The organism is Microcystis sp. M20BS1 (assembly GCF_020245305.1).
Lineage (GTDB): Bacteria > Cyanobacteriota > Cyanobacteriia > Cyanobacteriales > Microcystaceae > Microcystis > Microcystis ichthyoblabe_A.
Map to the genome: position 1 here is coordinate 1 of NZ_JADBUZ010000043.1, position 12016 is coordinate 12016.

Sequence of the window (12016 nt, forward strand, 5' to 3'; positions counted from 1 at the left end):
AGGATTGAATCTTTTCAGAGGTTTGGGTTTTCTCTCAATAACGGAGGGACAGAGGTGGTTAGCTGAACGTTGGGAAAAACTGATAGTTTTATCGACGTAAGAAGCAGAAAAATTAGCTAAATTAACAGGATGTACTCTCAGGGAATTTCACGAGAGATAGGCTTTTAGTGGCTTGATAAAAAGCTTTATCCATCTATTCATAATAAATATTGGCAGGGTATTAAAGATTAATTATTGTGACTAACTCTTTTGATTAGAGAAAGATAAACTTGAGAATTTTGAGTTAAATTTATTGACTCAAAATCAGCTGTACTTAATTTAAATGAAACAGCCCTAGGGAAGACAGGGAGAGGTGCGATCGAGTTTTGCCTGATATAAAAAACGACGAATTCGGGGAACTCCGGCAATGGTTTCGTCTGGGACTATGTTACTAAAACCACTCTGATTTTTTGGCAGTTCCGGGGGTGGGGGAAATCCGTCCGGTTGCGGGTAATTATTAAACTTACAAATCGAGATAAAATTAGGAGTATTTTGTAATTGTTTGGCTAGGGGTGGATAATCTTGACTGGCAGCGATGGGACGGAGGATATCTAAGGCGATAATTTGCGGTTCGTAGGGCAGTAATTTATTTAAAAGCTGCGATAATGCTTCTCCTGCGAGGGAACGTTTTCGATCGCTTCCGGGTATTGTTGGTCTTTTCATACCCATGCGATCTTGATAGGCCCAATCTTGGCGATCAATGGTAATAATTAATAATCTTTCATCGGGTTTATCTTTGGGTTTTAGTTGCATCAGGCGATCATAAATATTTAATTCTAAGGGTTCTAAAATTCCTGTTTCTCTTATTGCCAAGACTGTCATCGTTACGGCTAAACCTAAACCGAAAGTTAGAGCAAATCGTCGCCAATTTTGTTGTTTTTGAGGGGAGTTACTGAAACTATGCCAAGTGGGGGGTTCTTCGGTGGGATTGGGGCAAACTACGGGCAGCCAACTGGCACAGGGATAGTCTTTTTCCCAATCATCGTGGAGATTTTTTTGGGCTTCATGTACGGCACTATAGAGAGATTTATTATTGGTAAAAGCGGTTAAAAAGTATTGCAGAAATTTGGGAGAAACAGGATCGGGTAATTTCTCGCGCATAAAGATTAGATGGGGTAATGCCATCCCTTTTTCCCGTGATAGTTGTTGTGCTAAACCGATACCATCACAGGAGTTAAATATCGCTAACTTTAACCCGTTTTTAGTGGCTTCTCCCAGGGAAAAGCTAAAATCAGCTATCTTTAATTTATGAGTTTCTGTTAGTTGAATTTCGCAATCTTGACCATTTTCTGTACTGGCACTATGACCGCTAAAAAAGAGGATATTCCAAGTTTCTTGACGCAATAACTGATTTAATTTTTGCGGGTGGGGGGCTTTTTCCCAGATAATTTCGGCTCCTGCTTTTCCCGCAATATCGTCTAAAGTTTTGCGATCTTCTTCGAGAAATTTTAAGTCGGTGGCATAGCCTAAAATGGCTAAAATCCGAATTTTTTCATGATTTTTTAATTGTCTGGCTAAGGTATCGTATTCTGAGACAATAATGGCTATATCTGCGCCAGTATTTTGGAGAATTTCCCATTTTTCCCAGGGGAATCTTTGCAGCCAAATATTATCGGTTTGTACCCAGATACGAAAGTTATTGCCAGAGCGCAGAATTGCGGTTTTGATCGGTTCAAATTCTGGGCTATTATTCAACCATTTGTTTAAGTTATCCTCAAATAATTTGGCTTTTTCTTGGCAGTTTTTAAAAACTAAACTCTGCTGAGAACTATTGGTAATTTGTTGGGGATTGCTATCTTTTAAGACTTTAAAAAATCCCTCTAATTCACTATAGTGACGTTGCCATTGACGGTAAAAAGTTAATAACTCTAAATTAGCTGGTAGCCTTGCTTTGATCACAGTTTGGGGACGAGAATTAAGATCGGGACGAATTTCTAATTTTACTTTAAATCCCCGATCGAATGTGCCATCTAGTTCGAGAGTTAAGAGTTTAATCATTAAGTTTTTCCTCGCTTATACTTGTAAATATTCGGTTACTCTTGCCGATTCTAAGGCCACTTCAATGAAGAATTTATCCCCCAATTCAGCATCAAATCGATAACGAATAAATTCATCGTTATCTGTGGCAATTACTTCTCGAAAAACCTGACCAGTTTCGGTGAGAATAGTTAATTTTAAATGGGTGGGTAAAGTGCTTGTTTCTCCGGTGGGGTAAACAGTCGCTTGCAGGCTAAATACTTCTTCAGTTTTAGCGATAGTAATCATCAAAGCGAGGGGATTTCCCAGTAATTCTACTCCTAAATCTTTGATGCGTTTAATTTCTGTATTTTTGAAAGCTGGAACCAGTGACAGTGAGCTAAAATTGAGGATACTTTGCCAATCAATGGGGAAATTATCAGTAAACCAATTGGTTAACTTGACGGGGGATTTTTGCCGACGGGTAATTAAAATTTTTCTCCAGTTACTATTGACGATTACTGCTGCCCATTCCTGAAAAGTAACGGCTTTTCTGGGAAAGATTAACTGAGGATTAGCTAAGATGTCTAGTAAGGTTGTCAATCTATCTAAAGATAGTTTTTCTTCCATCTTTTCCCGTTCAATCTTAACTGGTTGCCATTGACACTCTTCCCATAAATCCAAAGAATATGATCCTGATTGCAGTTGATTTCTCGGTAGAGAGTAGTTAAGATTGCGCTTAATATATTGTCCTTTTTCTTTAATATCTTTATGGGTAGTAGAACCCCAAATTCTCAGATAACTTTCGGCAGTGTTTACCTGTACCGCTAGATAATAATCACCAATTAATTGAGGAATATCTACCCATTCTTGAGGAATTTCGATCGCTTCTAGATCCAGAGTTTCGCTGGCAATAACTATTACTGACTTTTCGCCTAATTTAACGGTAAAACCATTAACTCCTAGTTGCCAGAAATCCTCTTGATTTTCTACTAAGCTAACCCCAGGCATCCCTGACTGTAGATAGTTAAAAATAACTTGTTGACAGAGATAATTAATATAAAATCTCTGACGAATACTGGCATCAGTAAAACTGGCACTTTTTGCCCAACTTATCTCTTGAATATCTGCGGGTATTTCTAGCCAAATGCTATCAGGAGTTAGTTCTAACCAATCATTAACCATAATTAATCCTCCTGAGTTGTTGCGCTGGTTTGATAGTAGTATGTTAGCCATGGTTCTATTGCCTTACTAATAACTTCTCTATCGTGGGACTGGAAAGGAATATGCAGGTTTTCGCTGGCCCAGGGTAAAAACTTTTTAGCGAGGTGACGATAAACTTTATCCAGTTCCCTAGAAACCTGATATTGTTTGATAACCACCGTGGTGATTTCTGTAATCTTAGCGGCAATTGCCACTTGTCCCAACCCTGAACCATAAGTCATCTCTAGAATTAACTGAATTTGCGGATGCAGTTTTGCCTGTTGCGGCTGCTGACAAATCTGTGAAATTTCTGCGCGTAACCAAGCTAGAATTTTTTGGTGATTTTGTTGCGACTCGCGAAAATTTTCCGCCGCTTCTAATTGCTGCCAAGGGGTATCATGGTCAGTATCTTCGATCATTTCCTCCCTCGTGCTACTTTCCTCACCCCCTAAAGGTTGCTGTAGAGAAATTGTTTTTCCTTGGGGAAATAAATAATCAAAAATAGCTTGTCCCGCATCCTTTAACCATCGGGTAATTGTCGCAGAATTGATTTTGATGGTAGAGTGGCTATCCGAGTTATAAGCAGCGGCGATTTTTTGCCAGATTTCTGGACTAGGTTCCTGAATTTTACCATCGGTTTTTATTTTTGCCTGGGCATAAATTTCTTTATAGTAATCCCAAGCTAAAAGGTAATTTTCGAGAGTTTCCCCCACTAATCCCCTCGTCTGGAGAGCTTGGCTGAGACGCGCTCAGGTAGAATTAAGTAGTAGGCTCCAAGTATTATGGCCGAATGCTTGACTAATCTGACGGATGCGATCGATTAAGCGATATTTAATCCTCTGAGTGGCAAAATTATCGAAGCGAGTAGAGAATAAAGGCTTAAAGTCAGCTAAGATAGCCTCAAAACCAAGAATTCCTTCGTTAAAGTAGTCTTCGATCTGATAATCTAGTTTAGCTTGATATTTTTGATAGATTTCGGCAGCAGCCCAGTAGCAAGGTTCCTGTAAATAAGCGTATAAATGCCCACGGAAAAGATGATTTTGGGAACCGGGATTCTGATACTGTTGCTGAAAGAATAGGGCCCAATACTCCTCTGAATCGACATTAGGATCGATTGGGCCATAGCTTTCCATGTTACGACGCAAACGCCGATCGCAATTCCATTCTGTCCTATTTTGCTGCAAAACTAAAAAGCAACAAAACTTCTCCAGCAAAGTCTCTCGTTTTTTCATCTAGCTAGTCCCCGTGGAGGTCAACTAAACTCTCTATCGTTCCACTTGCAGCTTTTATGCAGTATTTTGGCATTTTGTTACAAATTGATCATACTCGGTCGAGGAGAGTCACAGTAAATGGCTTTTTTACCCACTGCCAACCCCCAACAGCTAACCCCCAGGGAGGACTACGAGGGGCATCTTTTAAAAAAAACCTGTCCACTGTTCCTGAGAAACGTTAACATAAGTTAACAACCCCTTAACAACCGATAAGATCATCCTCAATTTATCAGGAGTTCGACAGCGTGAACAAAAACGGTAATAACAAAAAATGGCGCAATGCGGGACTATATGCCCTATTGTTAATCGTAGTCCTTGCCTTGGCCTCAGCTTTCTTTGATCGCCAGCCAGCAGTGCAACAAACTTGGAAGTATAGTGAATTTTTACAGGAAGTACGGGAAGGTAAAGTAGAAACCGTGCGCTTAAGTGCCGACCGGCAACGAGCGATCGTACCCACCCAAGATGGAGCAAATGTATTAGTTAACCTGCCCAACGATCCGCAATTAATCAACATCTTGGCAGAAAATAACGTTGATATTTCCGTACTGCCCCAAAGAGAAGAAGGAGTATGGGTAAGAGCCTTCAGTAGCCTCTTTTTCCCGATTTTACTTCTTGTTGGTCTATTTTTCTTGCTCCGTCGCGCCCAAAGTGGTCCCGGTTCCCAAGCGATGAACTTCGGCAAATCGAAAGCAAGGGTACAGATGGAACCCCAAACCCAGGTTACTTTCGGTGATGTGGCCGGGATTGAAGGGGCAAAATTAGAATTAAACGAAGTGGTGGACTTCCTGAAAAATGCCGATCGCTTCACGGCAATTGGGGCAAAAATCCCCAAAGGAGTCCTTTTAGTCGGTCCTCCGGGGACTGGTAAAACCCTACTCGCTCGCGCAGTAGCTGGAGAAGCAGGAGTCCCGTTTTTTAGCATTTCCGGTTCGGAATTCGTGGAAATGTTCGTCGGGGTGGGTGCGTCTCGCGTCCGCGACCTATTTGAACAAGCGAAAGCGAATGCACCTTGTATCGTCTTTATCGATGAGATTGATGCTGTCGGTCGTCAACGGGGTGCCGGTTTAGGGGGTGGTAACGATGAACGGGAACAAACCCTCAACCAATTATTAACGGAAATGGACGGTTTTGAAGGTAATACAGGTATTATCATTATCGCCGCCACTAACCGTCCTGATGTGCTGGATGCCGCTTTATTACGTCCGGGTCGTTTCGATCGCCAAGTGGTGGTGGATCGTCCCGATTACGCTGGCCGTAAGGAAATCCTTAATGTCCACTCCAGAGGCAAAACTTTGGCCCAAGACGTGGATCTCGATAAAATCGCCCGTCGTACCCCCGGTTTTACCGGTGCGGATCTGGCTAATTTGCTCAACGAAGCCGCAATTTTAGCGGCACGTCGCAATTTAACCGAGATTTCCATGGATGAGATCAACGATGCGATTGATCGTGTCTTGGCCGGCCCTGAGAAGAAAAATCGCGTCATGAGCGAAAAACGCAAAACTTTAGTTGCTTACCATGAAGCTGGTCACGCTTTGGTGGGTGCTTTAATGCCGGATTATGATCCTGTCCAGAAAATTAGTATTATTCCTCGCGGTCGCGCTGGGGGTTTAACTTGGTTCACTCCCAGCGAGGATCGCATGGAATCCGGGTTATATTCTCGCGCTTATCTGCAAAATCAGATGGCTGTAGCTTTGGGGGGTCGTTTAGCTGAAGAAATTATCTTCGGTGAGGAGGAAGTGACTACGGGTGCTTCTAATGACCTGCAACAGGTGGCACGAGTAGCGCGGCAAATGGTAACTCGTTTCGGAATGAGCGATCGCCTCGGACCGGTGGCTTTAGGTCGTCAAAATGGTAATGTTTTCCTAGGTCGTGATATCGCTTCCGATCGAGATTTCTCCGATGAAACTGCGGCAGCTATTGACGAGGAGGTGCGTAACCTAGTAGAACAGGCCTATCGTCGCGCTAAAGAGGTTTTAGTCAATAACCGCGCCATCTTGGATCAGTTAGCGCAAATGTTAGTGGAAAAAGAAACCGTGGACGCGGAGGAGTTACAAAATATCCTCGCTCATAACGAGGTGAAAATGGCGGCTTTAGCTTAAGTTTTGTAACATTTTCTTGACAAACAGCATCCTGATGGGTGCTGTTTTTTTGTTAAATGAAAATTAATGACAAACTTAATTTCTTGCTGATCAGCTGTTAATCAGCTTAACAGGCGTTGCTGATTTGAGATATGATACTAAATCCGTTGAGTATAGGCTACATATCAGGAAAGGCAAAAGGCAAGAGGCAAAAGGGGGGATAAATAATCAGTTTTTAATAACCAGATTTAGTATGAATCTTCTCTTATGGGATTTTTAAAACCTAGACCCAAACTAACTTTTGGACACGATGCACAGTTGGCATTCATACCTTGATTCAGTAACGCCTTCTCAGTTATCAGTTATCAGTTATCAGTTATCAGCGATCAGTCAACAGCCCTAAATAAAACTGGCATTAACCTGATAGGAGATCAAATCTCCCTCGACAAAGAAGCTGAGGCCGTAGCGACCCGGTGTTAAATTCAAGGATAATCGATAGCTGTACTGAACCGAACCGACGACGGTGGCGACACCCTTACTATCGAATCGCACTAACTCGGTGATCACGTTGGGGTCGGTGGCGAGTTCCAAACGAAGGTTACGCGAAGTCCTGAATCTTAGTCTGTCCACACTATCCCAAACGCCGCAGCGATTAGTTTCCCCTAAATGACCGTCAACCTCGAAGCTTTTACCGGTTCTCGCGGTTCCCAGATCGATCGCTCCGCCCCATTCCCGACTCAGATCGCGTCTGGCATAAATCTCGCCGTCCATTCCAGTAATGATGTCTCTGTTCATAATTTACCTCTGGGAATTTTTCTATCTCTACAGATCAAAAACTACCGATTCCGTTTTCGCCATTCCCAGGGTGACATCGGGTTTCCCTCGCAAATTCCCTTGCGGTTCGATCGAGCTTCGGTAAAAGCCCTTTCGATTTCATTCCAGCTTGGACAGTTGCCCTTGAATCGATCGTAAGCCCAAACCATACCATCTTTTACCTGCTGCAGTTGAACTAGCTGACCGTTGGCGTACACCTCGGCCACGGTGCGCCCAAATCGATCTGTATCGATAGCATTGATAGTGACTTGGTTATTTGCCCGGTTAAGAAGCGATCGCAAGTGATCACGACTGGCGATGCCGTTTTCCTGTTTGATTTCTGGGGCATCAACACAAGCGAATCTGATTCTCTGCTCTTTTCCGTCACAATCGACCCTAATCGTGTCGCCGTCGTGTACCGAACCCCTGACCACCGTGCAAGTGCGGGTATTGGCTAAGGTTGAGGAGGGAAGGTTCTGACAGAACACCAATAGTAAGGCGATCGCTAAAAGGAAAAGGCGCTTCATGGTTTTTGGGTGCGTGACGGTGGCAAGGAAAACCAAATCGTCGGGATTGGTAATCGCCGTCTATTTTACGGTGGTGAGGATGTCAACGGCAAAATTTCCGTAAAGAGGTTGATTCCCATTGATTAATATGTCAGGTTCCCTGCCGTAAAGAATCCATAGATACTTGAGGCAATGATGATTACAGAATTAAATATCCGGTTAGAAGCCACCGAAAAAACAACGGAAGAGATAAGGCTACGGAAGGAAGCTATCGACTGGCAATCGGCCGAGTTTAACCAGTGGATGACCAGAATCAAAACAAGGCTAAATGCGATCGCTGGTAAGATCGAAAAATAGCGAAGATTTAAAAGGGAATCCAATCAACTCGGTCAATCCATTCTTCTGCTTCGGATGCTTCCTAAATCAGATATAATTCTTCTGCCCAGATTTCTAAATTAGCACTGGGACGCAACCATAGTAAACCCCAAATATGTCCCCCCTTATCCCAATGGTTTTTCAGGTGTCCGGGCATACTGCGACGATTATTGGTAACTAACAACCGTTGAAATGACGCAACATAATCTAGGATTTCTGGGTCTAAAGTTCCCAGTGGTGGTGCATCGGGTTCACCTACTCGCAAAATATCGAGATTAGGATTCAATCGCAACAGAGATATTTTGAGGTCTGGGGATAAGTTTTCATCTAACAAAAACCGGATTCTCAGAAGAGTTAAAATAGTCTATAGTTACTTGCGCCATAAAAGCCCTTTTCTTAAAACCTGTCAGCTTTTTTGCCGCATCTTTCAAGCTTGATTTGATTTTTTCAGTCAGTTCAGTTACCATAGTTGAGAGTGGGAGTAACAAGTTGCTTCTCTAGTCTAGATGGTAATTCATTAATACGCAAGTCCCTTACTTGTTCGTAAGTCATCTTTCAATCTTAACTCTTGGACTATTTTATCCTATTTTGTCTAGACTTATGCAAGAGATCTAATCTTTAGGTTCTATCCCCAAGGCCCTTAACTGTTCCGCTAGGCGATCGGCTCGTTGTCGTTCCTGTTCGGCTCGTTGTCGTTCCTGTTGAGTGGATTCCTGGGAAGTTAACAACAAGTTACCTTCCCCATCCCACCAGCGAAGCCAGGGAAAGAACTGATTTTGGTATTCCCCTTGCCAAATTCCTAACTCTACCTTTAAAGGAGTAATGGGATAATGACCGCGCTGATTAGGAGTCATTTTTTGGTAACGACCATTAACTAACTGGTACATCTCGATCTGAGCCTTGTTAACTTCATAAATCCCATAAAAAGGAATTTGAATCGCTCGCTCATAGATCCAAAATTTACCCTTAACAGGCGTTTTATCCCGTTCTTCTTCACCATTACCAGAGACAAATTCTAAGGCAATAACCGGTTCAATGGTTTCTTTCCACATCACAAAGGAACGGCGAACTTGACCATCAATCGTTGTGGGGACATGGGGAACATAAAACCAATCGGGAGCAACAGCACCTTTTTCTAGGGATTCTGGATACTCTGGCAATCGCCAATAAATCCCACAATCTCGACCCAGACAGTAATTACCGTCAGGATGTAATTGTTCTAAAAGGGGTGTAATAGTATGCGTTAAAAGGTCTGCTTGGGGAGGCTCTTGATAGTTTTTCACAAAACTTCCATCTTTATCGGGGAGTTGGGTGTGGTCGGGTAAAGGGGAAGCGCAATACGCTGTGGTCGAAGGTTCCTGAATTGTGGTTGAGGGTTGTACAGTTTGGGTCATTGAACTCATCTTTAATTCCCCTATTTTTGTTATCTAGCTTTTATTCTATAACTGTTCTTCAAAACCTGCAAAAACTATGCCTGATCTCAATGCTATCCTCGGAATGACCGCTCTTCGCTCCCAGACAAAAGGCGATCCACTCATCAAAATCGCTGTTCTTGATGGACTAATTGATTTAGATATCGTCTGTTTCCAATCAGCAAATATTACCCGCCTTGATACCTATTAGTCGGAATAATTTACCATCGATCCGCAACACTTACAAGCCTTTTTAGATGTAGAAAAAAGTGGCAAAAGTGAGGAAGAAAAAGAGCATCTGTTCAAAGAAGAAATCCCCGAGGAAAACATCATCGCAAGTTTGCATTTGCGCTTCCATGCTAACCATATTATCAGCACCATTTGTGGACAGGCAGATTCACCGCTCCCCGCTCCCCGCTCCTTTATACCTTCTCAACGGAATTTAGTATAACCACTGAGGCCAGGGTTAGCTGTCGATCAAATTCAATTATAATTAACTTCTTATTCAAAATTTTAGTTAATTATGCGTTACAAACTTTTAGGTAATAGTGGTCTGCGAGTTTCCGAACTATGTCTAGGGACGATGACATTCGGGGAAGATTGGGGTTGGGGAGCGGATAAAGAGGAAAGTCGGGCGGTTTTTCAGGCTTTTGCGGAAGCGGGCGGCAATTTTCTCGATACTGCTAATATCTACACTAACGGAACCAGTGAAACATTAGTGGGGGAATTTGTCAAGGGCGATCGAGAAAAATGGGTAATCGCCACGAAATATTCTCTCAACACCCGTCCCGGGGATGTCAATGCCTGCGGAAATCATCGAAAAAACCTCTTTCAGGCGGTAGAAGCTAGTTTAAAGCGTTTAGGTACTAATTATATCGATTTACTCTGGCTTCATATTTGGGACTCTCTCACTCCTATGGAGGAAGTGATGCGTGCTTTCGATGATTTGGTCAGGATGGGAAAAGTGCTTTATATCGGCATTTCTGACAGTCCTGCTTGGATTGTCTCCCAAGCAAACACCCTGGCCACCCTACGGGGATGGACACCCTTTATCGGACTACAAATAGAATATTCTCTCAAGGAACGCACCCCCGAACGGGAATTATTGCCTATGGCCAAAGCATTAAACATCGGTGTGACAGCTTGGAGTCCCCTGGGAGGAGGAGTTTTAACGGGAAAATATAATCAACCCAACCCCGTCGATGGTCGTTTAAGCATGACCGACCAACCTTTTCAAATTCTCGATCGCGATCTGAAAATTGCCGAGACCGTCCTAGAGATTGCCAGAGAAATCGGGAAATCACCGGCACAAGTGGCGTTAAATTGGCTCAGAAATCGCCCTAACCCTATAATTCCTATCATTGGCGCTCGAAGATTGTCCCAATTGCAGGATAATCTCGCCTGTGTGGATTTTAACCTGACTGGGGAACAGCTGCAACGACTTGATAATATCAGTGCCATTTCCCTCGGGTTTCCCCAGGAACTTTTAGCCAGTCAATTTGTTCGCGATATCCTATTAGGAGGAGTAGCGGCACAATTGGACCGATGATGGAAGTCTTTGTTTATGGAACCCTGAAACCTAAAGAGAGTAACTATTCTGCCTACTGTGCAGGAAAAGTGATCAACTCTAAAACCGCCTACACAAGGGGGCATTTATACCATCTTACCGCCCTCGGTTATCCCGGACTGACCGAGGGGGATGGCTGGGTGAAGGGAATTTTATTGACTTTTAACGCAGATTATGATATAGGGCTTTTGGATAGTTTGGAAGATTATCAACCCGGCAGAGCTGCAGAAGAAAACGAGTATCAGCGTCGCAGAATCCCTATTTATAATCTAGAGCGAGAATTAATCTGCGAAGCCTGGGGATATGTGATGACACCAGCAAAAATAGCTATCTATGGCGGTATTTGGCTTCCTTCCGGTTGGTGGACCAGTAGCGATCGAGAATAGGGATGAGGGGGCCGATTCTGTTAAGATATACAAATTAAAAGCTTAATCGTGAAAAAATTATGTATCTACTCCTAGAAGTGGCCAGTGGCAAATTCCCCGTTTATTTCGTGGCAGTTTATGTGGTCGGTTTTCTGGCTGCTGTCACCATCGGTTCGATCGCTTGGTATAATTCTAAACGTCCTGTTGGTTGGGAAGATGCCCAAAGACCGGATATTATCCCCGAAGTGAAGACAGATATAGATTCTGATTCTCGATCCTAGAAAAAGGCAGTTATCAGTTATCAGCTTCTCAAGGCAAGAGGCAAGGGGCAAAACACAGAATCTGGCAATTCTCCTACCTAAAAAGAAGGTTAGAAACTAAGCACATCAAAGCTTTTAGCTTAACAAATTAGGTTTTAGATTCAGACCTTG

The 12016-nt window shown here is 43.0% G+C and carries 12 protein-coding genes and 2 pseudogenes; 6 read left to right on the top strand and 8 right to left on the bottom strand.

Translation table 11 applies throughout. The annotated features are described in order from the left end of the window. Nucleotides 1-336: 336 nt before the first annotated feature. The 3 genes and pseudogenes from IM507_RS04210 to IM507_RS04220 all read right to left on the bottom strand — a co-directional run. Nucleotides 337-2037 (bottom strand): annotated as a pseudogene (locus IM507_RS04210) (CHASE2 domain-containing protein); the annotation flags it as partial. Between the two features lie 15 nt (nucleotides 2038-2052). Then, the gene (locus tag IM507_RS04215) at nucleotides 2053-3180 is read right to left on the bottom strand and encodes a DUF1822 family protein (protein ID WP_287636670.1); all 1128 of its coding nucleotides are present in this window, start codon (nucleotides 3178-3180) and stop codon (nucleotides 2053-2055) included. A 2-nt stretch (nucleotides 3181-3182) separates the two neighbouring features. Continuing rightward, nucleotides 3183-4430, bottom strand: a pseudogene (locus IM507_RS04220) (sigma-70 family RNA polymerase sigma factor). 284 nt (nucleotides 4431-4714) lie between these two features. On the opposite strand from IM507_RS04220, the gene ftsH3 reads away from it, so the two are divergent. Further along, the gene (gene ftsH3, locus IM507_RS04225; RefSeq protein WP_002737367.1) at nucleotides 4715-6568 is read left to right on the top strand and encodes an ATP-dependent zinc metalloprotease FtsH3; all 1854 of its coding nucleotides are present in this window, start codon (nucleotides 4715-4717) and stop codon (nucleotides 6566-6568) included. Between the two features lie 378 nt (nucleotides 6569-6946). Here the strand turns inward: ftsH3 and IM507_RS04230 are convergent, their stop codons facing one another. Then, nucleotides 6947-7342, bottom strand: a complete 396-nt coding sequence (locus IM507_RS04230) for a hypothetical protein (protein ID WP_002738236.1) — start codon at nucleotides 7340-7342, stop codon at nucleotides 6947-6949. Between the two features lie 41 nt (nucleotides 7343-7383). Further along, nucleotides 7384-7887, bottom strand: a complete 504-nt coding sequence (locus tag IM507_RS04235; RefSeq protein WP_069475351.1) for a thermonuclease family protein — start codon at nucleotides 7885-7887, stop codon at nucleotides 7384-7386. 174 nt (nucleotides 7888-8061) lie between these two features. Between IM507_RS04235 and IM507_RS04240 the strand changes: the two genes are divergently transcribed. Further along, entirely contained in the window at nucleotides 8062-8223 is a 162-nt protein-coding gene (locus tag IM507_RS04240; protein ID WP_184891215.1) for a hypothetical protein, read from the top strand. Nucleotides 8224-8284: 61 nt separating this feature from the next. On the opposite strand, the gene IM507_RS04245 is transcribed toward IM507_RS04240, so the two are convergent. From IM507_RS04245 to IM507_RS04255, 3 genes are all read right to left on the bottom strand, one after another. Beyond that, nucleotides 8285-8575, bottom strand: coding sequence for a DUF5615 family PIN-like protein (locus tag IM507_RS04245; RefSeq protein ID WP_123230783.1), 291 nt, complete (start codon nucleotides 8573-8575; stop codon nucleotides 8285-8287). Then, on the bottom strand, nucleotides 8565-8708 hold the full coding sequence (locus IM507_RS04250) for a hypothetical protein (RefSeq protein ID WP_002736704.1): 144 nt from the start codon (nucleotides 8706-8708) through the stop codon (nucleotides 8565-8567). Before IM507_RS04250 ends, IM507_RS04245 begins: the two co-directional genes overlap by 11 nt. Nucleotides 8709-8852: 144 nt before the next feature. Further along, complete coding sequence (locus IM507_RS04255; RefSeq protein ID WP_002735258.1) at nucleotides 8853-9644, bottom strand: Uma2 family endonuclease; 792 nt, start codon at nucleotides 9642-9644, stop codon at nucleotides 8853-8855. Between the two features lie 67 nt (nucleotides 9645-9711). Here IM507_RS04255 and IM507_RS04260 point away from each other — a divergent pair, with 67 nt between their 5' ends. From IM507_RS04260 to psb35, 4 genes are all read left to right on the top strand, one after another. Continuing rightward, nucleotides 9712-9864 carry an anacyclamide synthesis AcyG domain protein gene (locus tag IM507_RS04260; protein ID WP_069475352.1) on the top strand — a complete coding sequence of 51 codons (153 nt, stop codon included), beginning with the start codon at nucleotides 9712-9714 and terminating at the stop codon, nucleotides 9862-9864. Nucleotides 9865-10176: 312 nt separating this feature from the next. Beyond that, a complete protein-coding gene (locus IM507_RS04265) occupies nucleotides 10177-11202 on the top strand; it encodes an aldo/keto reductase (RefSeq protein WP_123230784.1) in 1026 nt (341 codons plus the stop codon). Then, nucleotides 11199-11606 carry a gamma-glutamylcyclotransferase family protein gene (locus IM507_RS04270; RefSeq protein WP_123230785.1) on the top strand — a complete coding sequence of 136 codons (408 nt, stop codon included), beginning with the start codon at nucleotides 11199-11201 and terminating at the stop codon, nucleotides 11604-11606. The genes IM507_RS04265 and IM507_RS04270 overlap by 4 nt, the downstream gene beginning before the upstream one ends. A 59-nt stretch (nucleotides 11607-11665) precedes the next feature. Then, nucleotides 11666-11866, top strand: a complete 201-nt coding sequence (gene psb35 / locus IM507_RS04275) for a photosystem II assembly protein Psb35 (protein WP_002737145.1) — start codon at nucleotides 11666-11668, stop codon at nucleotides 11864-11866. Nucleotides 11867-12016: the final 150 nt, after the last annotated feature.